Source organism: Hydrogenimonas urashimensis, assembly GCF_016593255.1.
GTDB classification, from domain to species: domain Bacteria; phylum Campylobacterota; class Campylobacteria; order Campylobacterales; family Hydrogenimonadaceae; genus Hydrogenimonas; species Hydrogenimonas urashimensis.
In genome coordinates, this window is sequence record NZ_AP023212.1 from 1,734,434 (window position 1) to 1,760,413 (window position 25,980).

A 25,980-nucleotide genomic window follows, 5' to 3' on the forward strand; every position below is an offset into this window, starting at 1 on the left:
AGAAGCCGGTGTTATGCCTTTTTTTCTTTTCATCTCTTTTTGAAAAACCCAATGCCCAACATCAAAGGGTTCTTTTTTGATCTATCTGGTCGAACACTTTTTCTCCATCCAGGGAGAAGGCCGATATGCCGGCGTGCCGTCCGTTTTTCTCCGTTTCGGGGGGTGCAATCTTCGATGCCCCGGATACGGAAGCTATGAGGTGGACGGCAAAATCCTCTTTGGGTGCGATACGGTTCGGGCCGTGCATGAGAAGTATTTCGCGTCGGCATGGCAGCAAATAGGCGAGGCCGAAAGCGTGATAGAGATTCTCGACAGATATGTGGAGGAGGCCGGTTATGTGCCCGATCTTGTTTTAACAGGCGGAGAGCCGATGCTCTATGCCGAAAATCCGATCTTTTATGAAATCGTCTCCCATGCCCTTGAAAAAGGGATGCGCGTAACCATGGAGACCAATGCGACATTGGCTCCGGACTTTGAAAAATTCCCGGCTTACAGGCGAATCGTTTTCGCGATGGCTGTCAAGCTTTCCGACAGCAAAGAACCCGAAAAGAGACGAATCGTACCCGAAGCGATCGATGCGCTCGCGAGAAACGGCCGTGAGTCGTTTTTCAAATTCACAATAAGCGCCCGGTTGGCGAATCGGGAAGGGATGGAGGAGATCGAGGCGATAGCCGGCCGGTACGAGAACGAGATATTCTGCATGCCCCGGGGAGAGAATATCGCTCTGCTTCGCGAACATGCCGAAAAGGTGGCGCTTTTTTGCATGAAATACGGTTATCGGTATACCGACCGTCTTCACATTCGGCTCTGGAACACCGAAGAGAGACGCTGACGGAGGAAAAATGACAATACGCAAACTTTACAAATTCGAAAACGCCCATATCGTGCGCGGATGTTCGACTCGCAGATGCAGCCGCAGCATCCACGGCCACTCCTACAAAGTGGAGATCTTTTTTACGGCATCGTCGCTTGACAGGGGCCAGATGATCTACGATTTCGGTCTGGCAAAAGGGATGATCGGGGATTTTGTCGATGCGTTCGACCATGCGATCACCTTGTGGAGCGAAGACGATCCGGCCTATATCGCCGACATGAAAAAGTGGAGCGAGCGGTGGGTGGAACTGCCGCTCAACCCTTCTGTCGAGCAGTTCGCCCGCATCTTCTTTCTCGTGGCCGACAGAATGCTAAAGCAGACGAAGATGGTCAACGGGGAGGGAGATGTCACGATCGAAAGCGTGATCGTGCACGAAACCGACACCGGTTATGCCCGAGCTGTCAGAGAGGATGTCTACGACTCCACAATGGGTCCCATTCCGCTCGATAGAATCAAATTCTCGGACAGGGTCAGAGAGGAGTGGTCCGATCCTGCGATGTACGAAAAACTTTTGGCAGGGAAAACATTCGTCAATCCCGACATTGTTTAACGAGATTTAACGTGAAGTCCTTTTTAAGGGAGGAAGGAATATGATGTCAAAAATTTCCAAGGAGAGCAACATGAAAAAGAGAGCATTGGCTATTGCCGTGACCGCACTGGTTCTGATGAGCGGATGCGGTGAGAAGAAGAGCGAAACAAAGAGCCATGAGGCGGCACCGGTCGCAAAAAGCGAAACCACGACCGTAAAGCCCGAAAAAAAGGAAGAGTCCGCCAAACCGGAAAAGAAAGGGGCTGAAACTGCGGCCACACCGGCCGATGAAGCTGCCGCCGCAGCCAAAGAGAGCGCACAAAAAGAGGTCGCGAATGTAGCCGAGAGTGTAGCGCAGGGCGAGGCGGAAGCGAAAGAGAGCATCGAAAAAAAGGCCGAAGAGGTGAAGTCGCAAATCGACGTGGCGACACTTTTTACGAAATGCGCCGGATGCCACGGCATGAAGGGTGAAAAACATGCGCTCGGCAAGAGCAATATCATCGCGGGCCAGCCCAAAGAGGAGCTCGTCAAGAAGATCAAGGGGTATCAGGACGGCTCCTACGGCGGAGCCATGAAAGCGATGATGGCGGGACAGGTCAAAGGTTTGAACGCCGACCAGATCGACGCATTGGCCGACTACATCTCTAAGATGTAAAAAGGTCGACCGCTTCCGCGCCGGTCTGATTCCAGCGCAGCGGAACCATTTTGACAGGTTTTCCCTCCGAAATCCTGTCGACTTCGGGCAAGGTGACGATGAAACCGTCCGCTTCTTTGAGAGGCTTCACCATGCCCGGTCCCTGTCTCTGCAGTATCGTGAACTTTTTCCCATCATATTTTCCAAGAAGGAGAGTGTGCCTGCCCGGCTTTAGGCTGTAATCTTTTGCGTTGAATGCCGTGATGGGTGCCAGCCACGGGTGTTTCATCCCTCGCAGACGGTTGATGATCGAACGGGCAAAGAGTTCGAAATTGACCGCCGCCGCTGTCGGGTTGCCGGGAAGGTTGACGATCCATGTCTTCCCGATGCGTCCCACCGTCGTCGGTTTGCCCGGTTTGATGTCGACTTTGTGGAAAAGCTGTTCCATGCCGAGTTCGGCGAAAGCGTCCAGGGTGAAATCGGCATCTCCGACACTCACACCTCCGCTTGTGACGATGAGGTCCGAATCGAGCGCCGAGGCGATATGCGACTTGATCGAGGCCATCGTATCGGCGGTCGCACCGGTGAATTTGGCGTCACATCCCAGCTCCGTGGCACGGGCGATGAACATCGGGGCGTTGGAGTTGTAGATCTGGTGCGGTTCGATTGTTTCGTAATGCATGCGCAGTTCGTGTCCGGTAGCGAAGACGGTGACACGGGGCTTCTGATAGATTCGAAGATGGGTGATGCCCTGACTTGCCAGGAGGCTGATCGTGTAGGCTGTAATGCTTTCGCCCGCCTCGACGATTCTCTCGCCTTTTGAGACATCCTCCCCCCGTTTTCTGATATTGGCTCCCCGTTTGATCGTATCGGGCAGGCGTATGCCTTCGGAGGTCTCTTCCGTATTCTCCACCGGTATGACGGCATCGGCGCCTTTGGGCATGACGGCTCCCGTCATGATTCGGATACCGTGTCCCTTGACGACGACCGCATCGCTACTGTCTCCCGCGAAAATAGTCGGCTGCGACTGAATCACAGCGCCGGCATCGGCCATCGTGACGGCGTATCCATCCATCGCGGAGTTGTCGAAACGGGGCAGATCGTATCCGGCGTGCAGGTGTTCGGCGCTGATACGTCCGAGGGCCGATTCGATCGGGACGATTTCCGTTTTTGTAGGGGTGACATGTTCGTGAATACGGGCCAGCGCTTCGGTGATCGATACCATGGGAATCCTCCTCTTCCTTTGCCGAGAGATCGGAAAAGGTCACTTTTCATGGGATTATAGTACAATCGCACTTATGGAATCTATGGAACATACGATGCTGCAACTTCATATCTGGCCTGTCGTGGGCCTTGGGCTGCTGGTGCTGATGAACATCGCCGTCATCCGGATGCAGAAGGATGACAGGAGAGTGAAAAAATATCTGCGCATCCAGGCGACGGCGTGGACGACGCTGATGAGCATGATCGTTTTTACCGGTGCCGCGATCATGGCGTATATGCATCTTGATTTTTCGGTGAAAATTGTTCTGATGATCGTTGCGGCTGTCGCGCTATCCTCACTCGAACTGCGCCGCCATTTTCTGGTGAAAGAGGCCAGGCCCGGCCATGAATGTTTTGATAAAGTGCGGGAAAAGGCATTGCGCTACTATCTTTTCCAGCTTCTTTGGATCGTGATGATCGGAGGTTTCGCCCCGCAATTGTCCTAAGGAGAGCCGATGCAATTTCTCTACCACCCCGATGCGGGTCTGCCCGATATCACGATCGAGGGGGAGCCCTACCGTTATCTCTTCAAAGTACGCCGCCATAAAGAGAGCGAGCGTATCGCCCTGCGCAATCTTCAAAACGACTATCTCTACTTTTACCGTATCGACCAGGTGAGTCGGCGGGAAGCGGAACTGGTGCTTCTGGATAAAGAGGAGCGCGTCGTCATGCCCGAGAAATTTTTGCACATCGGTTGGTGTGTCGTCGATATCAAAACGATCGAAAAGACCCTCCCGATGCTCAACGAACTGGGTGTGGCGAAGATCTCCTTTGTCTACTGCGACCGGAGCCAGAAAAACTTCAAAATCGACCTGGAGCGACTGAAACGCATCCTGGTCAACTCTTCCCAGCAGTGCGGAAGGAGCCGGTTGATGGCGCTCGAAACGGTTGAATCCACCGAAAAGTACCTAGAAACCTACCCCCAAAGCGCGATACTCGATTTCGGCGGGGCCCCTTTTCCCTGCAAAACAGCCATCTCTTCCATTCTGATCGGCTGTGAAGGGGGATTCAGCGAGGCGGAGCGGAAAAATTTTGAAAATCGGACGATTTATGGAATAGATACCCCATTGATTTTACGAAGTGAAAGTGCGGCAATCGGTGTAGCGTCGCGCCGGATACTGTAAGGAATGCATGAAAAGTCTCTTTTTTTTGATTGTATCGGTTTTTTTGGTCCATCTCTCTCTTTTCGCCGCTGCGATTCCCGAAGCGGAATGGAGGATGGATGCCTGTGGCTGGGGCGGTTCAACCGGCGAGGTGAGGGACAGCAGCGGCAACGGGTACGACGGGACGGCCCACGCTGCGACGACCCGGGAGGCCAAACTGTGTCGCGGGGGCGATTTCAGCGCGGACGGGATAAAGGATTACGTGGCGTTGGATCATCGGGCGATGGACGGGTTGGATGATTTTTCGGTATCGGTGTGGATCAAAACGTCCCAAAGCGGGAATTTCGGCATCATATCGGGGGCCAACGATTCATACGATAACGAGATGCTGATGTGGTTCATGAAAGACGGGAAGACATTTTACCCATTTCTTCATGGGCATTACAAAGGAGTTTCGATTTCCGATGTATCCGACGGCCAATGGCACCATCTGGTCTGGACACGTCACAGCACGACGAACTGCCTTTATGTCGACGGGTCGAAAGAGGGGTGCGTGGATATAGACCACGGAGACGGCCCCATAAGAATCGATCCGGGTGGTCTCATCGTGGCCCAGGAGCAGGACAGTGTGGGAGGCCGTTTCGATGCCAAACAGGATTTCGAAGGGGTGATGGACGAACTGAAAATATTTTCGACCACGTTGAGCGACACTCAGATTCAAACGATCTATGAAAACGAAAAGAGTGGAAAGAATTATGAAGGAAGCGCAAGGGAGTGCCCCTGCCGTTTCGATCTCGCCGCGGAGTACAGGCTCGATGCCTGCCGATGGAGCGGAACCGGTGCCGATGTGATCGACGATTCCGGTCGGGGTTACGATCTTGTAGCGGAAAACGGTGCCTTTACGACGGAGGGAGAAGTGTGCCGAAGCGGCCATTTCAACGGCTCTGACGCCAAACTCAAAGGAGCGTGGCAATACGAGTTTCACAACGCCGTGACACTGACCGCCTGGATCAAAACCACGGGAGGGCATGGGCATTATGCACGAATCGTCGAATTTTCAAGCCACGGTGGTAATTATAAATACGGCACGGCATTGGCGTACGATAAAAATGGAAAAGTTTTGAGGGGTTGGACAGCCAACGCCGACGGCGAACGATCGGAAGAGGTGGCATACGATATGGAAGCCAACGGATACCACGACGGCCGATGGCATCATGTCGCCTATGTTTACGACGGTACCCGTGCCACCCTCTATATAGACGGCAAGAACGTGAACGAGGTGTCGACGGATATCAAGAACATCGAGGATCCTACGACACTGGCCATCGGTGGCTACTATCCTGCCGATGGGTACAGTTTCAAAGGAGAGATAGACGAAGTCAAAATCTTCTCCAACGCTTTGAGTCCCAAGCAGATCGATATGGTCTATCGCAACGAATCTTCCGGGAAAAACTACAATGGTTCGAGGCGGGTATGCGGTTGTCTCATACCACGGGCCGCCTACCGGATGGACGAGTGCATGTGGGAGGGCGGTTCAACCGGCGAGGTGAGGGACAGCAGCGGCAACGGGTACGACGGGACGGCCCACGCTGCGACGACCCGGGAGGCCAAACTGTGTCGCGGGGGCGATTTCAGCGCGGACGGGATAAAGGATTACGTGGCGTTGGATCATCGGGCGATGGACGGGTTGGATGATTTTTCGGTATCGGTGTGGATCAAAACGTCCCAAAGCGGGAATTTCGGCATCATATCGGGGGCCAACGATTCATACGATAACGAGATGCTGATGTGGTTCATGAAAGACGGGAAGACATTTTACCCATTTCTTCATGGGCATTACAAAGGAGTTTCGATTTCCGATGTATCCGACGGCCAATGGCACCATCTGGTCTGGACACGTCACAGCACGACGAACTGCCTTTATGTCGACGGGTCGAAAGAGGGGTGCGTGGATATAGACCACGGAGACGGCCCCATAAGAATCGATCCGGGTGGTCTCATCGTGGCCCAGGAGCAGGACAGTGTGGGAGGCCGTTTCGATGCCAAACAGGATTTCGAAGGGGTGATGGACGAACTGAAGGTATACGATGCCGTGCTCGAGGGGAGGCAGATTGAAAAGATATACGAAAACGAGCGCAACCATTTCAATGTAGACGGAACCCAACGTCTCTGTCTATGCTGTGTGGCAAAATCCTATCGCGGGGCGTTGGCACCGCTTCAGTTCGAAGGGGAGGAGGTGGTGCTTCACAACACACTGGAGGACCCGACATGGACCCATATCTCCTTCAAACAGCCCTTCCGAACCGTTCCCGTCGTTTTCATACTGCCAACGACAAGAGGCGATCACCCGGCTGCGACGCGCATCAAAAATGTCACAACGGAGGGGTTCGACGCCATCATGGCGGAGCCACAGGGGGAAGACGGTCCCCACTACGATCAGCATGTGAATTATCTGGCCATTACACCGGGAATTCACAAAGTGGGCAATACCATTTTCGAAGTCGGGAGCATCACGACGAAAAAACGGCAGCAGGCATCCCAGGGAACGACGGTAGTCGATGAATGGGCAGAAGTTCCATCGATCTTTCAGGATTGTCAGCCGGCTGTCGTCGCCCAGATTCAGTCGCTTAGGAATGAAAAAGGTCTTGACCAAACAGGGCAAGACGCCATTGTACGGTCCAAACCCTGGATAAGTGTGGCCGTCGAGACCAATACGACAGGAGTTCATGTAGCCCTCGAGCGCAGTGAAACCGATGAAGGAGCCATCGACAGGGCCGAAACGATCGGCTATATGCTGGCGGAAGGAAATATACAGGACAGCTTTTCTGATGATCTGAATCATACGATCACTTTCGAGACATTGTTGGCGGATCGTTATTTCATCGGGTGGGAGGATGAATGCCGGATTATCGGCTTCAAAGGGCAGTATGCCAAAATCCCGTTGATCGCCGCGACGAAAAATTCCCGCTATGAAAAAGATGGGGGATGGCTGCGCCGTTGCGCATTGGACAGCAAGGGGATCGGTCTGCAGATCGACGAAGACGGTTCGGCCTATTCAAAAAGCGATTACGGATACAAAGCGCCGCCTCAGGACAGAGAACGGCATCACGCTCCCGAAAAAGCGGCGATTTTCGTTTTTTCCGGAAATTTCGTCATCAGGGAGAGTGAAAACCCCCACGGCTATTTCGATGCCTGGGACAGGGACCGTCCTTTCGGTGACAGGAATATCTCTACGAAAATCGCGGGCGGGGTCTTTCCCCTCAAAGTCGTTTCGTTGACGGAAGAGGGGAAGGATGTCCAGGATTTCAACGGCACTGTCTGTTTGCGCTTGGTAAGAAAAGATGACAGATTTCCACTGAGCGGATGGCGCAGAGTACGCTTTTTGGAAGAGAATACAACGGTCGTGACGTTCGAAACGGCTCATGCGGCGAGAAATGCCGCGGTGCATATCGTCTGGAAACGGAATGTGGATGCCGACTGTCCTCTGTCTGATGAGGACAATGCTACCGATTCGACGGATATTTTTGCCATACGGCCTGAAAAATTTCTCTTCATCGATCCGCAGGAAGAGGCGAACCTGACGGCGGAGCATTCCTATGACTATCCCGGAGGCGTGAAAGCGGTGGGGCAGAGTGGCCAGTCCGTGATAGACTACAATACCACCGTGGTGTTGAAGCCGGTCAAAACCATGAGAAATGGGGAGATTAACGATTCGTTGGCCGGAATCTTTACCCGATCACTCTCTGCCTTTACTAATGGAGAGGCGAATCTTTCGTTCTCCTACGACGATGTCGGAATCATTGTAATGGAACTCAACGACACCACCTGGGCTTCGGTGGATACGGACGATACCCCGGAAATCAACCGGACGGTTTACGGGGAGCGCAAAGTCGTTTTCATTCCACACCGTTTCGAACTGCTTTTCCCCGCGCAGCTGAAAATGGAAGACAACGACACCGCGAACGGTTTCACCTATCTCTCCGGCGATCTCGCCATGAGTGCCTGGCTTCGGGGATTGACTATCGACGTGAAAGCGTTGGGCGAGCAAGGCGGTTTGATGCGCAATTTCTCCGATCCGATGGACCGGCTTTTCGCCGACCCTGTCGATATTACGCCCATTCTGCAACTTCCGGCCAGGCACTCGCCTGCCCGTACGCTCGGCGAGCCCCAGCCCCAAAGCGGTGTCGATCTCGGTTTTGAGTCGGGCAAAGCGGTTTTGAGCTATTCGGATATCGCTTTCAACTACGACCGTCATTACGATGTGCCTCTCGATCCCTTCCGGGTGCCAGGTAGCGAGGGGAACCTTTCGGTGACGCTTCAAGACGCCGCCTATCCGTCGGTAGCGGGCAGTCTGTTTTCCGCTTTTGACGGCGGGGCGACCTTCTATTACGGAAGGGTGCGCGCGGAGGATATCCGCACCACCGAATTGGGCGTGGCGCATCGTGTCGAACTGGAGGTGTACGACGCCCACGCGTCTCCCTTTGTTGCCGGTTTCCGCCAAAATTCGCTCCACTGGTACCGAAACGGGAAACATCGCGGCGCGGAAAACGGCGGCATCAGGGATGCCAACGCGACAGTCGATCTCTCCCTGGGGAGTGCGAGGGATGCAAATATCCTGATAGATATAGGCCGATACGACAGCGGAACGGTGACGGTGGAGATCAATACGACCTCCCCGCTTTCACGAAAACGGATCATCCATCTTGATATCGACAGATGGCTGTGGTACGTGCCCAAAGGGTTTGGAAGGGCCTACGCCTACGATGCCGGCAGTGACTGCACGCAGCATCCCTGTTTTACCTACACCCTCACGCGGACAGGTGCGGCCGGAGGGGTGCAAAGCGGCGAGATCAACGGTTCCGATTTCGATACGGGAGCGCTGGATGCCAACGCCACGTACCGGCGCAGAGAGGGAGTGAAACTTTTCCGATGAGACGGGCACTGACGATGGTGGAGCTGATTTTCACGATGGTGATCATCGGACTTGTCTTCATGGTGATCCCGAAAATCATTTTCGTGACCAACAAGAGTCTCGAAACGAGTGTCAAAGAGGATGCGCTCTACAACGCGATGGCGCTGATGGGCATTATCGTCCGTCTGCCATGGGACGAGGAGAATACGAAATATGACCAGATACTGACCCCTTCCGCGGGAAGAAACGACTACCGCTGCGACAGTTCCACAGGATTCTACCGCGTCGGGGGATTCAGGGGATCGCGCAACTGTATCGACAACAGCGTGACCCCGATGAACGCCTCCATGAGCCTCGGCAGGGAAGACGCCCTCTTCAACGATCTCGATGACTACGACGGCTACACGATCGAGACGACCACCCCCTACGGTTCGAAATACCGGCTCGATGTGACGGTGCGCTATCTTCAGGACCCGCCGGCCGGAAGAGACGTCGATCTCTCGACACTGACATCCGCCTCCGGATCGACCGACATCAAGGAGGTTAGAGTGACGGTGTCGAACGCTGCGGCGAGGAAGAAAGCTCCTTTTTCGGCATCGCTGTACTATCATGCCGTCAATCTCGGGCAGATCCGCATCAACAAAAGGGCGTGGCGATGAGACGGGCTTTTACGCTGATCGAGATTATCATGGTGATCGTCATAACCGGTATTCTCGCCATCGGGACCTTCAAAGCGCTCAACGCCCTTTTTATCCGCAGTGTCAAAGCGCGGGCCGTGACGGAACTCTCACTCAACACTCAGGCGGTGCTCGATCAGCTCAGTATGCTTCTGTATAACCGCATTCCCGCTTCGGTCATCGGTTACGATCCTTCGGACGGGAGCGTCCAGCCGCTGGGGAGCATACTTTCGGCCAAACCGGTTCTCGAATGGCTGGGGACCGCCGAAGAGGCTTTGACATTTCGAAAGTACAGCGGATTTATAGATATGAACAGAAGTTCATATGCCACCCGGACGCTTTTCTCGCCTGATAGCGACGGGTTTGCGCTCAACAGGAGTGAGCAGCTGAAATTCGGCCATTCGGAGGATATATACGGCAAGGACCTGATCCGCCTGGTCTTTGCCGGGACTTTCGACGAGGGGGATGTGGCCGCGGGCGATCCCGTCAACGCCTTTGCATGGCACGGGGGGAGAGCCGACGGAATCTTCGCGATCCGGATGCGGCAGAATGGCGAAATCGTACTGAGCGGTTCGCCTGCCTACATTTACGAAAAGTACTATCTCGCCGACAGCGCCTACGCCGTGGCACGGGCGAAGGAGATCGACAAGAACGCCGCCTGCATCAAAAATCTGCCGACGAAAGTGGCCGATGAAACGCTGCTGCTCTTTTACGACTACCGGCCGTGGAAGGGGGAGAGTTTCTGCGCCGATCCGAAAGGCGCACAGGCGGGCAAAGTGACCGTGCTGGCGGAGGATGTGTCGGGATTCCGCGCCGAGACGGTCAACCGCACGATCCGTCTTGGCATCGACATGTTGCGAGCCGTCCGTGGTGCCTCGCCGGTGCATATCTCCAAGCAGAAGGTGGTGTTTTGATGTTCAAAAAACGGGAAACGGACAACGGAAAACGACAATGCGGAAGTGTCGCCGGGCATTTATGGCACCTTCGATTTTTGGTTTCTGCTGCCCGATTCCCGACTACCCGCCGTCCCGCTTTCGGCATATGGCAGGCTCTCATCATCATTCTGATCGTCAGCGGTCTGATGGTGGTAGCGATGCGCTACGCGAAGATCGGGGCGGTCCATACCGCAGACAGCTACACAAGGGAGCAGGCGGAACTCTTCTTGCAAAGCGCCGTGGAGATCGCGTTGCTGCAGATCGCCGGGCACAAGAGGAGTTCGGAGTGTCTCGACCGCGTGCATCTGGTCTCCCGGGACGGAAAATTCACGGCCGATATCGCCATCACCCGGTACTATCTTCTTGCAGGAAGCGCCGATCTGTCCGTCTGCGGAACGCTCGGATACCCTGTCGAAACGGAAGAGTCGCACGGCATGGTGATGATGGAAGCCGTGGTCCAGAGCGTCCCGGGGCACCCAAAGGTGATTCATCCGGTGCGGCTCGTCAGAAGGATGGTGCAGCGGCCATGAAAAACAGAGCCTTTACCCTGATCGAACTGATTTTCGTCCTGATTCTCGTAGGAATACTCGGGAGCACTGCTGCCGCACTGTTCCGTCCGGACCGGCTGCTGAACGACACCAAATTCATCCTCGCCAAAATCATGAAAACCCGGTACGAGGCGATCGGCTACGACCACAGAAACTTCGACGGATCGATGACGCATGCCCCAATCGGCTGCCTGAGGCTTCAAAAGGGTGCGCTCGAAGACAACCGCTCCATCGCGGGCAGCTACCGGATGAAAGAGAGTACGGCCATCACCTTCGGGGGCATCGGCGGGAACACAATTTGCTTTGACTCCCTAGGACGGCCTCACGACGGGGACTTCAGTCTCGCTTCACTTCTCCATCGGCCGGTCGATATTAATGTAAGCAACGGAAAAAAAACCTATTCGATCATCGTCTATCCGGTGAGCGGATATGTTACAATGAAATATTAAAATGACGAATGGATACAGATGTTGACAGAGGCTATTTTTATCTGTTCGGGCGAAGAGAAGGAGCTGCTGAAATTCGATGGTTCCGCTTTTGAGAAAGCGTCGCCCAAACAAGCGAAAAAGGGGTATTGCGGAAGTGTCGTACCCATCGACCTGATCCAGTCGCACACATTCAAAATCCCCCTGGGGACCGGTGAAGAGAGAGTCTCCACGATCGTGGAGATCACGATGTTCGAAGAGGGGGGTCTCGATCTGGAGACGGAATACGCGATCACCTACGTGAAGCATCCTCTCGATTACGAATCCTCCTGGCTGATCGAAGCCTTCGCCGTATCGCACGAACGGCTGCACGAATACTACGATGCCGCCGTCGAAACAACAGGACACATCGATCTGCTCGCCGTGCCCTATCTTGTCTACGAAGCGCTCTACGCCTACGACAAGGCCGACGCCGCGTCGGTGGAGCTTTTTCTCTATCTCGGGGAGGATGCCTCCTACGGGGTTCTTTGCAAAGAGGGGCGCTATATCGCCCATCGAAGACTCCCCTCCCTCGCATCGATCGCGCTCAAGGCCCAGGTGAGTGTGGAGGCGCTCAAAGAGAGCCTGCGCCAGCGGGGACTGGAGAAGGAGAAGTACGGACCGGACGAAACGCTTCTTGTCACCGTGATTCAGGACGCTTTCGCCAACATCGTCGAGCGGGTGGCCCAGACGGTCAATCACAAACGGGGGATTTTCGGTATCGGCAAGGTCGATACGATTCTCCTCGATTTCGAGCAGGAGACGATTCCGGGTCTTTGGGAGCTTTTCGACAGCTACGGTTTCGAGGAGAGCCGCAAAGGGGCATTGAGCTGCTGTGAAGCGCTGGAGGCGCCCCTGCAGCACCGGGGTGTCGAAGCGCTCTACCTTCTTGCCTCGGCCCAGGGAAAGCTCGAGGCGCCCAATCTGACGATTTTTGAAAAACGTCCCGGTTTTTTGGGGAGTCATACGGGAAAATTCGTCATGGCCGCGGGTGTCGCGGCGTTGATGACGGCAGGCTGGGGATTGTTCGAGCAGATGGAGCTTGACGGACTGCGGACGAAACAGGACGCGCTGCAGGTACGTCTGTTGAGCGTGGAAGAGAAGAGCCGCTATTTCAGAAAGAAGCTGCTCGAAGAGCGTGCCCGGCGTGATAGGGTGGCGCAGAAGCTGAAAAAAGAGAAGCAGACGATAATGGCGATCGACGAGGCGGCCGATGCGATGATGCTGATCAAAGCATCGAAAGCCAAACGCCAGAAGATGATGAAAGATGTCCTGGAGGCGATGCGTCGCTACAGACTCTCCGCGACGTCGATGGAGCAGAACGGTTCACGGACGATGCGGGTTGATATCGTCACTAGCTACGCGAGGCGCGACAGAATCGCGAAATTCATGAAGGATCTGGTGGACCGGGGGTACGAAAGCGTCGGGACCGACGCGATCAGACTCGACGAGGATGTCTATCAGAGCCGTGTGGAGATCGTACGATGAGGATGCTCCGGGAGACCGAAAGCCAGCTGGAAGCGTTCCCTCCGGCCAAAAGGATGGCCCTCACGGCCGGGACGGCACTGATGATCGTGGCGCTCGGATGGTACGGATGGATCGAACCATTAGGGGAGCAGATCGACGCGGCGCGGATGGAGTGCCGGCAGCTCGAGCAGAAGATCGCCGCGGTCGATCTGCGCCGAATCGAAAGAAAGCTGGAAGAGGTCAAAAAGAGGCGAATGGAACTTGAAGAAAAAGTTCAGGAGACAGCGGCGGCGAAACGCTACCTTCAGAGTCGGGCGAAACGGCTCGATTTCATCTGGTTCGAGCAGAAGAGTTTCCTGGAGATGCTTGACCGGGTGCTCAAACGCTCGGTCGAACTCGGCCTGCGCATCGATCTGATCGAAAGCTCCGACGATAAAGGCGGGGTCTCGCCGATGATCGAAAGAAGAAAGCGTGTCCGTATCGACGGTGCGGGAGATTTTCCGGATATCGTGAGACTGATCCACTATATCGAAAGCTTCAATGCTCTTCTCAAAGTCGAAGGGGTGAAAATTGGGCTCGACAAGAAGAACGAGACCCTTTTCCATCTCGATCTAGTGAGTTACGGAGCGAAACTGTGAAATTTTTCGCCGCTCTTCTTTTCGCCTCGGCGCTCTCCCTTTGTGCCGCAAGCGGGATCGATGTCGGAACCATTGTGAAAAAGTTCGAGAAGGTGGGGGCTTGGCGCCTGCCTCCGACGCCCGACTACGAAGTGTACGACCCTTTCAAACGTGCCGAACCGCTGATGAAAAAGAGTGGCCCAAGGGTGCCGCCGAAAGTGCGCAGGACAACGATCCGGGTAACCGCCGTCATGAACGACAAGGCATTCGTCAACGGCCGATGGGTAGGAAAAGGAAGCCGTGTGGGTTCATACCGAATCATCGATGTCCGCGCCGACGGCATTGTGGTCAAAGAGGGGAACAAAAGGCTTTTGCTTCCTTTGAAACGTGAAAGAAAACTCTTGCAGATCAAGGATAAACAACCATGAAACGGATCTTCGCCGCGCTGATGCTTTCGGCACTTGTGCTTTTCGGGTCGGTCGATTGTCAGAACAAACTCTTCTCGTTTTCCACCGGCGCGCAGAACGGCCCCATCACCATTTTCGACATCGTCCGGAATCTGGCGGACACCTGCGAATTCAGCGTCATGTTCTCCGACGAGGAGGCCAAAAGAGTCGTACGAACGCCTTTGGAAATGGTCCATATCCATGACTATACACTCGACGAAATGTTCTCCTTTCTTTTCGACGAACACAATATGTTCTACCGTTACGACCCGCAACGGAGGATCCTCACCATCTCCTACATCGAGACCAAGTCGTTCCATATCGACTACGTCAACCTGAGCGAACTCAAAACGGAGTCGATCAAGTCGATCACGGTGGGCGCTTCGAACAACAACGACAACTACAACACCTACGGGGGGGGTGGCGGCTACGGCAACACCGGAAGCGGCGGGTACGGATCGGGGTACGGCAACGAAAACGGCGGCGACAATTCCGACTACACCACGATCAAAACGGTGACGGAGTTCAAATTCTGGGACAATTTCAAGGAGCAGATCGACGCCATTTTGCAGAGGGACGAAGACAGCCACAGGGTCCGGAGCAAATCGCTGATCAACAAGGAGGCAGGTATCGTCACCGTCACGGGCACGAAGCGGCAGATCGAACGTGTGCAGGAGTATATCAATCATGTCACAGGACGCCTCCACAAGCAGATCATGCTGGAAGCCAATCTGATCGAGCTGCGGTACGCCGACAAAAATACGACGGGAGTGGATTGGAGCCGGTTCGACCTGAAGCTCCGCGGACTGGCCCGCAAAGGGGATGCCTTCCTGCTTCCCGAGGGGTACAAGCTCGGGTACCAGTTTACGATGGACGGGCTTCTTAGTTTTCTGCAGCGCTACGGGGATGTCCACACGATCTCCAATCCCAAGGTGATGACCTTGAACAACCAGCCGGCGGTCATCAATGTGGGAGACCAGATCAACTACAAATACCAAACCGGCGCCATTACGACGACCACTACCGGCAATCCTGTGGGCACCAACACCTATACGATCGGTTCGGTGTTCGTCGGTCTGACGCTCAATATCGTCCCGGAAGTGACGGACGACGGATTCATCATCCTCAAAATCAATCCTGTCGTCAGCGAACCGATTCGTCGGAACGAGGGACTTGACTACAACCCTCAGCCCGAAGAGGGGGACTTCCCGAGCAGTCCTCTCAATACGGACGAAGACTCCTCGGTGCGCCAGATGCCGCCGGATGTGAAAATCAAGCAGCTCACATCCATCGTCAAGGTCAAAAACGGCCACAAGGTCGTAATCGGCGGACTCATCAGCAAACGGGTGATCAACTCGAACACGAAGGTGCCGCTGCTTGGAGACATACCGCTGCTTGGCCGGGCTTTTCACCATACCGGCACCGAAATGCAGAAGGTGGAGCTGATCGTCATTATCACACCCCGTATCGTCGACGGCACGGAAGTGCCTTCCATTGACGAGGCGCTTCAGATGGAGGGAGAAGAGAGATGAACGATTTTCAAAAAGCCTCCAGACTTTTTGAAGATCGCGTCGACCGGGACGACTATTTTGAAGCGGCCAGTTCCGAACTTTCGAAAATGACACTTCTGGGACTGATAAACGAGAGCGAAAGGAAACCGGTCTTTTTGCTGGGTGACCCCGGAGTGGGCAAGACGAAAATGCTCCATACGATCAAAAACGCTCTTTGGGAATCGGGCGATGATCGGATCGTGATTCATCTGAACGAGCCTTTTTCCGATCCTGTATCCTTTTTACGGCATCTTCTCAAGGCGAGCGGAGTCGACGAAAGGGGAGAGCCCGAAGAACTCAAAAAGCGGGCAGCGGACCATTTTCGGGAACATGAACATCTGATCATGATCGACGAGGCGCAGCTGATGGACGAATCTTCTTTTGAGTTTCTGCGTATTCTGTCGGACACCAAAGCGTTTCGTCTGCTTCTTTCGATGCACAAGGAGGAGGGGGAGGCCATTCTTGAAAAACCCCACTTCAAATCCCGAAGCCACAGGGTGGTGGAGATCGGCAGGCTGGATGCGGTCGAGGTGGGTGAATATCTTACGACCACTCTTCTTAAAGAGGGGCTGGGCGAGATCGCCACGATGATCGACAAAAAGAGCGCCAAACGCATTCACCGCTACAGTGCCGGCAATTTCAGGCATGTCAAACGGATGGCGCAGGTACTGTTCGAACTGATGGGCTATGCAAAGAGCAACGGAATGAAGCGGTATCGGACTCTCAACCGCTGCCTGCTCGACATGGCCGCGATCGATCTGGGGCTTATCGATGCATAACCGCTTCGAAACTCTCAGGGCCAAATGCGCAAGGCGTCGAAGAAAGAGCTGGTTGAAATGGAGCGGGGGCGTCGTGTTTTTGCTGCTTCTTGCGGGGGCAGGATGGCTCTATCTGTATAAATCGGGCGACACATTTTTGTCCGTCGGAAGGGATGCGATGCAAGAAAAAGAGGGTGCGGCGGTGCCGCATCCTTTCTTAAAACCTATGAAAAAAGCGGAGAAAACGGAACAAAAGAGGGTGAAAAGGGCGAAAGTGTCCAACCCGGAACCCTCTCTTTGGCAACGAGAGGGCGAGGGTAGGCTGGTGAAAGGGGAGATGCGCACGCTGACCAAGGCGGAGAAAACCGCTTCCCCCTCTCCCCGGAATCTGCCGGCGGCAAAAAGCGCCCCTACCGCAGTCTCGGCCCCTGCCGTCTCCTCTGAAAAAAAAGCCGCTTTGAGCGAAAAACGGGCGGAGCCGGCCCATCGGCGGCATGTGAAAAAGGGTGCCGCGAAAAATCCTGCGGCAGCGGCGCCTTTGGAAAGCGCAACGACCAAACCGTTACTGCAGGTACGGGAAGTGCAGGACCTGGATGCGCTGATCCGCCAGCACGAAAAATTTCCGAAGTATGCCACGGCGTTGAAAATAGCGACGATCTACTACGCCGGAAACGACTTCGAAAATGCCGCGCTCTGGGCACGCAAAGCCAACCTGATAGACCGTGACGATGAAGAGGCGTGGATTCTTTATGCCAAATCGGAGTACGCCTTGGGGAACAGGGCTCGGGCGATCAGGATACTGAGGCTCTATCTCGACTACAGGGATTCCATCAAAGCCAAATCCCTTCTGCTTTCGTGGCGCAAAGAGGAAAAGAGATCCGAAGAGTCGAAAAAGAGAGGTCCGCTGAACGGGGAGAAGAGAGAAAAATGATACGACAGAAGATCCGACTCGGTGACCTGCTGGTCGAAAAGGGGCTTGTAACGGAAAGCCAGTTGCAGCACGCGCTTGCGGTTCAAAAAACAAGCAATTTCACGAAAAGACTGGGAGAGATACTGGTCGATGAAGGATTCGTAACCGAGAGGGAGATTGCCGAGCAGCTGGCGGAGCAGCTGCATCTGGAATTCATCGATCTTTATGGCATCGAGCTCGATTTCAAACTGCTGGGGCGCTTTCCGATACAGGTACTCAAAAATGCCTGGGCGATTCCTTTTAAAGAGGATGAAGAGTATATCTATGTCGCGACGTCCGATCCGTTGAATTACGATGCGCTGGAGGTGCTCGAACGCTCCGTCGTGACCAAGCCTCTGAAACTCTATATGGCGATGAAGGGGGATATCCTCCATATCTTCCAGCGTCTGGAGATCATCCACAATACCAAGTCGATCGTGGAGGAGGTGAAACGGGAGATCAAGCATCACGGCATCAAAAACGAGAGCGAGGAGAGTGCGGTACTCAAGCTGATCCGTCTGATCATTCGCGATGCGACACTGCGCAATGCCAGCGATCTTCATATCGAGCCGGACGATCATGATGTCTCCATCCGCGCGCGGGTGGACGGGGTCCTTCACGAGACTTTCATCTTCGACCTGGAGGTCTATACGGCCCTTGCGTCACGCATCAAGATTCTGGGCAATCTCGACATTTCGGAACGCCGGCGTTCCCAGGATGGCCGTTTCATGCTGGTCATTGACGGCAAAGAGTACGACTTCAGACTTTCGACGACGCCGACGCTGCATGGGGAGTCGATCGTCATGCGAATTCTGGACCAGCAGAAGGTCCTGCTCAAAATGTCGGAACTCGGTTTTGAAGATGAAAACCTCAAGACGTTCCAGGATGTGATCCATCAGCCTTATGGTATCGTGCTGCTGACAGGTCCCACAGGAAGCGGCAAAACGACGACCCTCTACGCCGCGCTCAACGAGGTCAAGAGCATAGAGAACAAAGTGCTGACCATCGAAGACCCTGTGGAATACCAGCTGCCGCTTATCCAGCAGGTTCAGGTCAACGAGAAGATCGGATTCACTTTCGCCGAAGCGCTCAAATCGTTTCTTCGGCAGGATCCCGATATCATCATGGTCGGGGAGATTCGCGATATCGAGACCCTCAACGCGGCCGCCCAGGCGTCGCTGACGGGACATCTTGTCTTCTCCACGCTCCATACCAACGATGCGCCGAGTGCCATCAGCCGAATGGTTCAGATGGGTCTGGAACCCTATCTGATCGCCGACGCCCTGATCGCCATCGTCGCTCAGCGGCTCGTGCGGAAAATATGCCCCTATTGCAAAACCGAAGTGAAACCGCATCGCGACCTTTTGCAGAAAGTGGAGAGATGGTTGCCGGAAAATCCCACGTTCTACAAAGGGACGGGGTGCCCGCAATGCGAAATGACAGGCTATATGGGCCGGACGCTCATCGTCGAGATCCTTCGGGTCGACGAAGAGGTGGCCCAGAAGATATCGGAAGGTGCGACGAAACTCGAGATCGCCAGGATCGCGCAGGAACGCGGGGTCTACCAGCCAATGATAGAAAACGGCATCGAGAAGGCGGCAAAGGGCGTTACGACGCTCGATGAGATTTTGAGGGTCACACGGAGCTGAGAATGCGTTATTTCCGTATCGAGTACCGCCGGAGCCGACAAAAAGAGGCGATCGTTCTGGAGTCCGAATCGAAGATCGACGCGATTCGGCGGTTTCAGCAGATGACGCTGGGCGTCATGCTTTCGGTCAGGGAGGTCTCCAAGCCCCTTTCGCTGACGATCCGGCAGAAGATCGATGAGCTTCGTTCCCCCCTGCGGAACAAACGGGTGGTGCAGGAGCCCTATATCGCCTCGCTGCGCCAGATCCATGTCATGCTCGATGCCGGGATGCCGATCAACCAGTGTATCGAAGAGGCGGTCCGATCAACCGACAACGAGATGCTCCGGGCGATACTGACATCGATGCTGCGGGATATCGAAAGCGGTGTAAGCCTGAGCGACGCTGTCAAACCTTTCAAAAGGCAGCTCGGCAATCTCTCCCTTTCCATGTTCCATCTGGGCGAGCAGACCGGGACGCTTTCGGAATCGATCGCCAAGCTGGCCGACATACTGGAGCGGATTCTGCAGAACCGCCGGCAGCTCGTCAAGGCGACCCGCTACCCCCTCTTTACGATCACCGCCATGATGATCGCTTTCGTCGTCGTCATCGTGATGGTGGTTCCGCAGTTTCAGGAGGTCTTTTCCGACAGTGGGGCGGAGCTTCCCTATCCAACACAGCTGCTGCTGTGGATCGAGCATGCGGTGACCCGCTACGGTCCCTATATCCTGGGAGGAGCGGTACTGCTCGTGATGCTCTTCTCCCATATGTACAGAAAGTATCCCGCCGTGCGTCTGGAGGCTGACCGCTGGCTGCTGAAAGTCTATATCGTCGGAAAAGTCACCCACTACGCGATGATCGGGCGATTCATCTATATTTTCAACGTGCTGATGCATGCGGGAATCCCGATTACCGATGCGCTCGACGCGGCGATCGGTGTCGTGGACAACGCCTATATGCGGCAGAGACTCGCGTCGATCCGGCGTGCCATCGAGGAGGGGCGTCCCCTCTTCAGCGGGTTCGAGGAGAGCGGCATGTTCGCCAACATGATCAACCAGATGGTCAAAGCGGGAGAACAGGGGGGTGCGCTGACGACGATGCTCGAGAAGGTCACCAAATACTATCAGGAGAAGTACCAATACCTCGTCGACAACGTCGCCTCGATGATCGAACCGATTCTCATTTCGGCGATCGCGGGGTTCGTTCTCCTGCTCGCTCTGGGAATCTTTCTTCCGATGTGGAGCATGGCCGAAGCGATGGGAATGTAGGAGAGGAGCATGGAGAGCGAAATCGGTACGATCACGATAGCGGTTATGAGTACGCTGATACTGGCGTTTGGATTTTGGGTGATCAAGAAGATCACGGAGATGTGAGAAGGATCAGTTGTCGATCAGGCGGAACTCCCCGGAGGCCGCATTGTATTCCCAGTAGTCGTTGCCGTCCGGTTTGCCCGCCACATCGGGGTTTTTCGGTTTGACGCCATTGTTCGAGGCGGGCCCTCTGTAATGCCCCGCGCTGTCTCTGACCCATTTGATATTGTCGGCGTTTTTCAGAATACGGTTGAGAGGATGGGTGTCGTCGCTTCCCAGGACGAGGGGAAATCCGTTGCTCTGGTCGAACTGGGTGCTGTCCGAAGGATCGATATCTTTGCCGCATACGAAAGCTCCTTCGTTGATGATCCATTCGCCGTGGCAGGCGTCGATGGCGGTCTGCACGGACGCGGCGGTCGAGAGTTCGGAGGCGATCTTTGCGTTGTCGCGCATTCCGGTGAAGCGCGGCAGCGCCACGACGCTCAGTATGCCGATCAGGACGATGACGAAAATCAGTTCGATCAGTGTGAAAGCGCGCATGGTGCTACTGCAGCTCTATCGTAACCGTGTAGTGGCCGTCGAACGTGTTGTCAAACGGCGCGACGAGCCGTTTCATCTTCTGGTACTTGGGATTGTTCGCATTGTATTCCACATCGATCCGTGTGAAAAGCACCGGGGGATTTAGGCTGTGGTCGATGGTGATCGTGGCGTTGAGATCACCCTGCGGGCTGATATAGAGCCACGCGTCGGAGGAGGCGTTGTAGTTTCTGTCGATACGCCAGTAGGGAGAACCTTTGATTTCGTAGATTTCGCTGATTCTGGCTTCCGTGCCGTTGAGATCCATCAGGTTGATGTAGGCGGGCGGGACGGAAGAGAGGGCATCCTGCACGATCTTGAAGACGCTGGTCACTTCCGCGTTCTGCTTCATGTGCTGCAGTTTCGGCAGGGCGACGCCTGCTAAAATTCCGATGACGATGATCACGAAGATCAGTTCGATGAGTGTAAACCCGCGTTTCATCATTGATAGTCCTTTGCGCTTTTAAAAAAGTGGCCCCTACTCCGTTGTCAAATCGATGGTTGTCGTGTTTCTCTCGTTACTGAATGTCAGGCCCAGTTTCTTGTTCAGGGCGTTTTGGTACACGTCTTTGTTGGCACCATTTATGTAGGTATAAATCTGAACCTGTCCATTGTTCATATATCTGAACTGCATATATTTGGAAGGATCGATGTAGTATCGGAAATAGTCTTCGTTGTATCGCCACCAACCTTTGCCGGTGTTGGGGTTGATCGGGGAGATTTTCATCAACGTCTCCATGCTCACCTCTGCGGGTGTCATACCATTGAGTTCGGTCGCGTTCAGGTAGGCGGACGACCCGCTCGTCGAAAGTGCTGTATAGGCTTTGACCATATTGGAGACTTCGGCATTCTGTTTGAGATGGGTGAATCTCGGAAGTGCGACGGCGGAGAGAATGCCGATCACCACGATGACGAAAATCAGTTCGATAAGGGTAAAACCTTTGCGCATCTGTAAACTCCTGTGCAGATTTCTTTTACAAGAAACCATATCGGCCATTCGATCGAAGATGTTAAGAGGTTCATGCACTTTCGCCGATGTGGTGGACCAATGGAGCTATTTGCAATTTTTTCATCTTTCGAGTATAATTTCATCCCTCCCCCTATGTAGCAGCGGTCTCGTACATTGTCGAGCCGCTGTTGTATACGACGCCAAATCTATACATGAAGGAACCAACATGAAAAAAGGGATCCATCCCGAGTATATGGAATGCCATGTAAGCTGTGCCTGCGGCAACAGTTTTACGGTACTCTCCAACAAACCCGAAATGCGCGTGGACATCTGCAACGCGTGCCACCCGTTCTTCACAGGATCTGAGAAGATCGTCGACGCGACCGGTCGTGTCGAGAAGTTCAAAAACAAATACAAACTGGGAAAATAACGAGATGGCGTAGCTTTTGCGCCATATCCTAAAATCGGAAATCGTGAATCGCAAAACGGAAAGGGCGGAAAAGAATCTGCTTGCGATCTTCCGTTGCCGATTGACGATTTCGGGCAGCGGCTTGCCGTTGTGCTGACTCTTCTTCCCACTCCCATCGGCAATATCGAAGACATCTCGCTTCGCGCGCTCCGTGTCCTGGAAGAGGCGGAGATTCTTCTTTGCGAAGATACCCGCGTCGCCAAAAGACTCCTGCATCTTCTATCCGAACGGTTCGGGCTCAAGCACCGGATCGAAAAGTTCATTTCGCTCCACAGCCACAACGAAAAAGAGAGGCTCGCCGCTCTCTCTCCCGACTTTTTCGACCGCCGTGTGGTCTATGTCAGCGATGCGGGCATGCCCTGTATCAGCGATCCCGGCGCGATGCTGGTGGCCTGGTGCCAGGAGCATGGAGTCGACTACACCGTTCTGCCGGGTCCCTCGGCTTTCGCGACGGCCTACGCGGCCAGCGGCTTTCCTTTTGCGCAATTTATCTTCTACGGGTTTCTCCCCCACAAAGAGAAGGCGCGGGAGAGCGAGCTGACCCATTTGGTGAAAGCGCGCTATCCGGTCATTCTCTACGAGGCTCCGCACCGGATGGAAAAACTTCTGGACGCGCTGGATGCCATGGTGCCTTCGCGTACGGTTTTTGTCGCCAAGGAGATTACCAAGAGACACGAGCGTTTTTTCAAGGGCAGACCGGCCGAACTGAAAAAGGCGATCACCGGCTCTTTGCTCAAAGGAGAGTGGGTCGTCATCCTCTCCCCGGATGAAGCCCGGCAGGAAGGGGCGGGCATCGACACCGCCGACATCGAGGCGATGGATATTCCGCCCAAACAGAAGGCGAAATTGCTGGCCAGGGCGACGGGACGGAGTGTAAGGGAGTGCTACGAAGAGATTGTCAGAAAGCGGGGGTCGTGAATCCGAAAACGGGCTCTAACACCCCCCTAATATTATTTTCGATAAAATCTCTCCATGATAGTCTACGGCAAACAGATTTGTAAATTTCTGATCGAACGTCATCCCGAACTGATCAACCGTTTTCTGCTGGCCAAAGAGATCGACAAAAAGGATTTCGGAAAAATTTCCGGAATCGGGAAGCCGATCGAACGCGTCGATGCCAAAAAGGCGCAGGCGCTGGCCAGAGGCGGCAACCACCAGGGGTGGCTGTGCGATATCAAACCCTATCGATACAGCGGGATCGCTCCTTTAAAGAAGATGGCGTTTCTCGTGGTGCTCGCCGGATTGACCGATGTGGGAAACATCGGAGCGATCATCCGCACCGCCTACGCCCTGGGTGCCGACGGGGTGGTGGCGGCCGGGGTCGGGCAGCTGCAGAGCGAAGCGGTGGTCCGGGCGAGCGCCGGTGCGATGTTCGACCTGCCGGTGGCGATCGCGCCCAATCTGCTCGACCTTCTCAACGAGTTGAAACAGTCGGGCTTCACGCTCTACGGAGCGGGCCTTGGCGGCCAATCCATCGAAACCGTCGAAGTGGCTCCCCGCCGCGTTCTCGTTCTCGGAAGCGAAGGGAGCGGCATACCGAAAAGGGCGTTGGAGAAGATGGACAAGATAGTGACGATCGAAATGGCCCGGCCATTCGATTCGTTGAATGTAAGTGCCGCTGCGGCGATACTGATCTACAGGATGGGACATGCTTGAGACGATATTGGAAAAATACAGCATCGAAGTGGTCGTCAACCGAACGAAAATTTCGAGAAAAAATCTCGAAAAGCTGAGAGAGAAGAATTTCGAAGGATTGACACGGCCGCAGGCGTATGGGTTCGTGCGGATTCTTGAAAGAGAGTTCGGCGAAAACTTCGACGATCTGAAAGCGGAGGTCGATGCATGGTTCAAAGACCTGCCTTCCAATCCCGAACCGATTTTCCTGAAAGAGGAGAAGATCGAGGAGGGCACATCGAAAAAGTGGATTCTCCTTGGGCTCGTGATCGCCGTTTTGCTTCTGGGCGGATACGTTTTGAAAAAAGAGTTTCTCTCCCATCCCGACGAGAACCGGACGGTTGAAAAAAAGAGCCTCCAAACACCCGCTGCGCCGGCATCCGCTGCCGATGTTCGGGCCCCCGTGCCGGTAGAGAAGAAGCAAGAGGCCGCGGCGGAAGCCTTCGTGCCGCCGGCGGAGGAAAACCCCGCGGCCACGGAACCTGCGGCGGCAGAAGAGAACGTGACGCAGGCAGCTGAGGAAACGGAGGAACAAGAAGCGTTCGTGCCGTTGGAAAATGTCGCCCTCACACCCGTGGTGAAACTCTGGTTCGGGACGATCGACCTCAAAACGAAAAAGAGAAGAGCCAAAGTGACGGCATCTCCCTACGAAATCGAATCGCGGGGGAAAAAACTGCTGGTGACGGGCCATGGACGGTTCGAGATCAGTGACGCGTTCGGCAATCTGTTCAAATTCAACGATGCGAAAAAGCACTACTTTCTGATCGACGACGGCATGGTCAAAGAGATCTCCTCCGAGGAGTTCAGGCGTCTGAACGGAGGCAAAGGCTGGTGAAAAAGTTCTTTTTGATCGCACTGACGGCTCTGTGGCTTTTTGCCGATTCGGCAGTGGAGCGCGCGGCACTGCTTCTTGACGATGCGACTGTCCGCTCCCACAAACGGCTCATCGCACTCCTTTTCGAGGACGATGGCCGCTTCCGGCACGGTTCGGGCTACGACATGGTGAAAATCGCGTCGGTTCTGAAAGAGAACGGCCTGCTTCATCTGAAGCTTCCGCGATTCGAAACCGTCGAACTCACTTTCGAAAGCGGGGCCGGGAATCCTCTTTTTTTCATGAAGGCGGTGGATGAGGTGCTTCGGAGTCTGGGCATGGCATCTTTTATGAGCCGCCATGCGCGTCTTGATGGCAACGGTTTTATCTGGCGCGTGGCTTTCAGGACCGATGCTGTTCCCGATCCGGTTCTGATGGCGAAACGGTTCGCGAAAAGAGGAGCGGAAGTGGTGGATATGCAGCGTCTTGAGGGCGGGCAGTGGCGCTATCGCATCGATATGAGCCGGGCCCGCATCGAGGCGGTCTTGGTACATGCGGGGGATATCAGGAAAATCGTCCGGCCTGTCCGCCCCGTCTGGGTCGATGTTTCGAAAATCAAAAATCTGACGATCCAGGAACTTCCCGGCTCCCACTGGTATGCCGACGTGGTCGTTTATGATAAAATGCTGCGGATTTTATCGATAAAACAGAACGACACGAGAACCCGCTACGTGCGGCTGCGACTGCCGTCGGATGCGGCATACGTGAAGATAGGCGACCGATTCACGCTGGAGAATCTGCGCAGTGGCGTGAAACTGAGCGCCCGGGGTGAGAGATAGG

27 protein-coding genes are annotated in these 25,980 nt (G+C 54.7%); 23 read left to right on the forward strand and 4 right to left on the reverse strand.

Annotated elements, in window-relative coordinates; all coding sequences use genetic code 11:
- Positions 1–76 precede the first annotated feature (76 nt).
- The 3 genes from JMG82_RS08895 to JMG82_RS08905 all read left to right on the forward strand — a co-directional run bounded on the left by JMG82_RS08895 (position 77) and on the right by JMG82_RS08905 (position 2,058).
- A complete protein-coding gene (locus tag JMG82_RS08895) occupies positions 77–832 on the forward strand; it encodes a 7-carboxy-7-deazaguanine synthase QueE (RefSeq protein WP_201352398.1) in 756 nt (251 codons plus the stop codon).
- 10 nt (positions 833–842) lie between these two features.
- A complete protein-coding gene (locus JMG82_RS08900) occupies positions 843–1,424 on the forward strand; it encodes a 6-pyruvoyl trahydropterin synthase family protein (protein ID WP_201352399.1) in 582 nt (193 codons plus the stop codon).
- Positions 1,425–1,494: 70 nt separating this feature from the next.
- Complete coding sequence (locus JMG82_RS08905) at positions 1,495–2,058, forward strand: c-type cytochrome (protein ID WP_236579125.1); 564 nt, start codon at positions 1,495–1,497, stop codon at positions 2,056–2,058.
- Here the strand turns inward: JMG82_RS08905 and JMG82_RS08910 are convergent.
- The gene (locus JMG82_RS08910; protein ID WP_201352400.1) at positions 2,048–3,262 is read right to left on the reverse strand and encodes a molybdopterin molybdotransferase MoeA; all 1,215 of its coding nucleotides are present in this window, start codon (positions 3,260–3,262) and stop codon (positions 2,048–2,050) included. The two genes, JMG82_RS08905 and JMG82_RS08910, sit on opposite strands and share 11 nt — an antisense overlap.
- 73 nt (positions 3,263–3,335) lie before the next feature.
- Here JMG82_RS08910 and JMG82_RS08915 point away from each other — a divergent pair, with 73 nt between their 5' ends.
- The 15 genes from JMG82_RS08915 to JMG82_RS08985 are packed head-to-tail and all read left to right on the forward strand — an operon-like array spanning position 3,336 to position 20,619.
- Positions 3,336–3,746: a hypothetical protein gene (locus JMG82_RS08915; RefSeq protein ID WP_201352401.1), complete on the forward strand. Its 411-nt coding sequence runs from the start codon at positions 3,336–3,338 to the stop codon at positions 3,744–3,746.
- Between the two features lie 9 nt (positions 3,747–3,755).
- Positions 3,756–4,424 carry a 16S rRNA (uracil(1498)-N(3))-methyltransferase gene (locus tag JMG82_RS08920; RefSeq protein ID WP_201352402.1) on the forward strand — a complete coding sequence of 223 codons (669 nt, stop codon included), beginning with the start codon at positions 3,756–3,758 and terminating at the stop codon, positions 4,422–4,424.
- A 7-nt stretch (positions 4,425–4,431) separates the two neighbouring features.
- Positions 4,432–9,336 carry a LamG-like jellyroll fold domain-containing protein gene (locus tag JMG82_RS08925; protein WP_201352403.1) on the forward strand — a complete coding sequence of 1,635 codons (4,905 nt, stop codon included), beginning with the start codon at positions 4,432–4,434 and terminating at the stop codon, positions 9,334–9,336.
- A complete protein-coding gene (locus tag JMG82_RS08930) occupies positions 9,333–9,974 on the forward strand; it encodes a hypothetical protein (protein ID WP_201352404.1) in 642 nt (213 codons plus the stop codon). Before JMG82_RS08925 ends, JMG82_RS08930 begins: the two co-directional genes overlap by 4 nt.
- A complete protein-coding gene (locus JMG82_RS08935) occupies positions 9,971–10,906 on the forward strand; it encodes a type II secretion system protein (protein ID WP_201352405.1) in 936 nt (311 codons plus the stop codon). The genes JMG82_RS08930 and JMG82_RS08935 overlap by 4 nt, the downstream gene beginning before the upstream one ends.
- Positions 10,906–11,457 (forward strand): hypothetical protein, encoded by a 552-nt coding sequence (locus JMG82_RS08940; protein WP_201352406.1) that lies wholly within the window; start codon positions 10,906–10,908, stop codon positions 11,455–11,457. Before JMG82_RS08935 ends, JMG82_RS08940 begins: the two co-directional genes overlap by 1 nt.
- The gene (locus tag JMG82_RS08945) at positions 11,454–11,924 is read left to right on the forward strand and encodes a pilus assembly FimT family protein (RefSeq protein ID WP_201352407.1); all 471 of its coding nucleotides are present in this window, start codon (positions 11,454–11,456) and stop codon (positions 11,922–11,924) included. The genes JMG82_RS08940 and JMG82_RS08945 overlap by 4 nt, the downstream gene beginning before the upstream one ends.
- Positions 11,925–11,942: 18 nt before the next feature.
- A complete protein-coding gene (locus tag JMG82_RS08950; RefSeq protein ID WP_201352408.1) occupies positions 11,943–13,427 on the forward strand; it encodes a hypothetical protein in 1,485 nt (494 codons plus the stop codon).
- Positions 13,428–13,429: 2 nt separating this feature from the next.
- Complete coding sequence (locus tag JMG82_RS08955; protein WP_201352409.1) at positions 13,430–14,044, forward strand: type II secretion system protein GspM; 615 nt, start codon at positions 13,430–13,432, stop codon at positions 14,042–14,044.
- Positions 14,041–14,451, forward strand: a complete 411-nt coding sequence (locus tag JMG82_RS08960) for a hypothetical protein (RefSeq protein WP_201352410.1) — start codon at positions 14,041–14,043, stop codon at positions 14,449–14,451. Before JMG82_RS08955 ends, JMG82_RS08960 begins: the two co-directional genes overlap by 4 nt.
- Positions 14,448–16,001: a type II secretion system protein GspD gene (locus JMG82_RS08965; RefSeq protein WP_201352411.1), complete on the forward strand. Its 1,554-nt coding sequence runs from the start codon at positions 14,448–14,450 to the stop codon at positions 15,999–16,001. Before JMG82_RS08960 ends, JMG82_RS08965 begins: the two co-directional genes overlap by 4 nt.
- Positions 15,998–16,798, forward strand: a complete 801-nt coding sequence (locus JMG82_RS08970) for an ATP-binding protein (RefSeq protein WP_201352412.1) — start codon at positions 15,998–16,000, stop codon at positions 16,796–16,798. The genes JMG82_RS08965 and JMG82_RS08970 overlap by 4 nt, the downstream gene beginning before the upstream one ends.
- A complete protein-coding gene (locus JMG82_RS08975) occupies positions 16,791–17,708 on the forward strand; it encodes a tetratricopeptide repeat protein (protein ID WP_201352413.1) in 918 nt (305 codons plus the stop codon). Before JMG82_RS08970 ends, JMG82_RS08975 begins: the two co-directional genes overlap by 8 nt.
- Positions 17,705–19,375 (forward strand): GspE/PulE family protein, encoded by a 1,671-nt coding sequence (locus JMG82_RS08980; RefSeq protein ID WP_201352414.1) that lies wholly within the window; start codon positions 17,705–17,707, stop codon positions 19,373–19,375. Before JMG82_RS08975 ends, JMG82_RS08980 begins: the two co-directional genes overlap by 4 nt.
- 2 nt (positions 19,376–19,377) lie before the next feature.
- Complete coding sequence (locus tag JMG82_RS08985; protein ID WP_201352415.1) at positions 19,378–20,619, forward strand: type II secretion system F family protein; 1,242 nt, start codon at positions 19,378–19,380, stop codon at positions 20,617–20,619.
- A gap of 111 nt (positions 20,620–20,730) precedes the next feature.
- On the opposite strand, the gene JMG82_RS11815 is transcribed toward JMG82_RS08985, so the two are convergent.
- Genes JMG82_RS11815 through JMG82_RS11825 form a run of 3 tightly spaced genes read right to left on the reverse strand, consistent with a single transcriptional unit; the run spans position 20,731 to position 22,186 of the window.
- On the reverse strand, positions 20,731–21,201 hold the full coding sequence (locus JMG82_RS11815; protein WP_201352416.1) for a type II secretion system protein: 471 nt from the start codon (positions 21,199–21,201) through the stop codon (positions 20,731–20,733).
- A 4-nt stretch (positions 21,202–21,205) separates the two neighbouring features.
- Positions 21,206–21,682, reverse strand: coding sequence for a type II secretion system protein (locus JMG82_RS11820; protein WP_201352417.1), 477 nt, complete (start codon positions 21,680–21,682; stop codon positions 21,206–21,208).
- A gap of 33 nt (positions 21,683–21,715) precedes the next feature.
- On the reverse strand, positions 21,716–22,186 hold the full coding sequence (locus JMG82_RS11825) for a type II secretion system protein (protein WP_201352418.1): 471 nt from the start codon (positions 22,184–22,186) through the stop codon (positions 21,716–21,718).
- A 226-nt stretch (positions 22,187–22,412) separates the two neighbouring features.
- Between JMG82_RS11825 and rpmE the strand changes: the two genes are divergently transcribed.
- The 5 genes from rpmE (at position 22,413) to JMG82_RS09025 (ending at position 25,979) form a co-directional block, all read left to right on the forward strand.
- Positions 22,413–22,616, forward strand: coding sequence for a 50S ribosomal protein L31 (gene rpmE, locus JMG82_RS09005; protein ID WP_201352419.1), 204 nt, complete (start codon positions 22,413–22,415; stop codon positions 22,614–22,616).
- A 93-nt stretch (positions 22,617–22,709) separates the two neighbouring features.
- Positions 22,710–23,573, forward strand: a complete 864-nt coding sequence (gene rsmI, locus JMG82_RS09010) for a 16S rRNA (cytidine(1402)-2'-O)-methyltransferase (protein ID WP_236579126.1) — start codon at positions 22,710–22,712, stop codon at positions 23,571–23,573.
- Between the two features lie 54 nt (positions 23,574–23,627).
- Positions 23,628–24,311, forward strand: coding sequence for a 23S rRNA (guanosine(2251)-2'-O)-methyltransferase RlmB (gene rlmB / locus JMG82_RS09015; RefSeq protein WP_201352420.1), 684 nt, complete (start codon positions 23,628–23,630; stop codon positions 24,309–24,311).
- Positions 24,304–25,164, forward strand: coding sequence for a hypothetical protein (locus JMG82_RS09020; RefSeq protein WP_201352421.1), 861 nt, complete (start codon positions 24,304–24,306; stop codon positions 25,162–25,164). Before rlmB ends, JMG82_RS09020 begins: the two co-directional genes overlap by 8 nt.
- Positions 25,161–25,979 (forward strand): hypothetical protein, encoded by an 819-nt coding sequence (locus JMG82_RS09025; protein WP_201352422.1) that lies wholly within the window; start codon positions 25,161–25,163, stop codon positions 25,977–25,979. Before JMG82_RS09020 ends, JMG82_RS09025 begins: the two co-directional genes overlap by 4 nt.
- Position 25,980 lies beyond the last annotated feature (1 nt).

Excerpts from the sequence above, each read along its gene's own strand:
- JMG82_RS08900 (WP_201352399.1), top strand. The coding sequence starts at position 843 with ATGACAATACGCAAACTTTACAAATTCGAAAACGCCCATATCGTGCGC.
- JMG82_RS08905 (WP_236579125.1), top strand. The coding sequence starts at position 1,495 with ATGAAAAAGAGAGCATTGGCTATTGCCGTGACCGCACTGGTTCTGATG.
- JMG82_RS08910 (WP_201352400.1), bottom strand. The coding sequence starts at position 3,262 with ATGGTATCGATCACCGAAGCGCTGGCCCGTATTCACGAACATGTCACC.
- JMG82_RS08915 (WP_201352401.1), top strand. The coding sequence starts at position 3,336 with ATGGAATCTATGGAACATACGATGCTGCAACTTCATATCTGGCCTGTC.
- JMG82_RS08920 (WP_201352402.1), top strand. The coding sequence starts at position 3,756 with ATGCAATTTCTCTACCACCCCGATGCGGGTCTGCCCGATATCACGATC.
- JMG82_RS08925 (WP_201352403.1), top strand. The coding sequence starts at position 4,432 with ATGAAAAGTCTCTTTTTTTTGATTGTATCGGTTTTTTTGGTCCATCTC.
- JMG82_RS08930 (WP_201352404.1), top strand. The coding sequence starts at position 9,333 with ATGAGACGGGCACTGACGATGGTGGAGCTGATTTTCACGATGGTGATC.
- JMG82_RS08935 (WP_201352405.1), top strand. The coding sequence starts at position 9,971 with ATGAGACGGGCTTTTACGCTGATCGAGATTATCATGGTGATCGTCATA.
- JMG82_RS08940 (WP_201352406.1), top strand. The coding sequence starts at position 10,906 with ATGTTCAAAAAACGGGAAACGGACAACGGAAAACGACAATGCGGAAGT.
- JMG82_RS08945 (WP_201352407.1), top strand. The coding sequence starts at position 11,454 with ATGAAAAACAGAGCCTTTACCCTGATCGAACTGATTTTCGTCCTGATT.
- JMG82_RS08950 (WP_201352408.1), top strand. The coding sequence starts at position 11,943 with ATGTTGACAGAGGCTATTTTTATCTGTTCGGGCGAAGAGAAGGAGCTG.
- JMG82_RS08955 (WP_201352409.1), top strand. The coding sequence starts at position 13,430 with ATGCTCCGGGAGACCGAAAGCCAGCTGGAAGCGTTCCCTCCGGCCAAA.
- JMG82_RS08965 (WP_201352411.1), top strand. The coding sequence starts at position 14,448 with ATGAAACGGATCTTCGCCGCGCTGATGCTTTCGGCACTTGTGCTTTTC.
- JMG82_RS08970 (WP_201352412.1), top strand. The coding sequence starts at position 15,998 with ATGAACGATTTTCAAAAAGCCTCCAGACTTTTTGAAGATCGCGTCGAC.
- JMG82_RS08975 (WP_201352413.1), top strand. The coding sequence starts at position 16,791 with ATGCATAACCGCTTCGAAACTCTCAGGGCCAAATGCGCAAGGCGTCGA.
- JMG82_RS08980 (WP_201352414.1), top strand. The coding sequence starts at position 17,705 with ATGATACGACAGAAGATCCGACTCGGTGACCTGCTGGTCGAAAAGGGG.
- JMG82_RS08985 (WP_201352415.1), top strand. The coding sequence starts at position 19,378 with ATGCGTTATTTCCGTATCGAGTACCGCCGGAGCCGACAAAAAGAGGCG.
- JMG82_RS11815 (WP_201352416.1), bottom strand. The coding sequence starts at position 21,201 with ATGCGCGCTTTCACACTGATCGAACTGATTTTCGTCATCGTCCTGATC.
- JMG82_RS11820 (WP_201352417.1), bottom strand. The coding sequence starts at position 21,682 with ATGATGAAACGCGGGTTTACACTCATCGAACTGATCTTCGTGATCATC.
- JMG82_RS11825 (WP_201352418.1), bottom strand. The coding sequence starts at position 22,186 with ATGCGCAAAGGTTTTACCCTTATCGAACTGATTTTCGTCATCGTGGTG.
- rpmE (WP_201352419.1), top strand. The coding sequence starts at position 22,413 with ATGAAAAAAGGGATCCATCCCGAGTATATGGAATGCCATGTAAGCTGT.
- rlmB (WP_201352420.1), top strand. The coding sequence starts at position 23,628 with ATGATAGTCTACGGCAAACAGATTTGTAAATTTCTGATCGAACGTCAT.
- JMG82_RS09020 (WP_201352421.1), top strand. The coding sequence starts at position 24,304 with ATGCTTGAGACGATATTGGAAAAATACAGCATCGAAGTGGTCGTCAAC.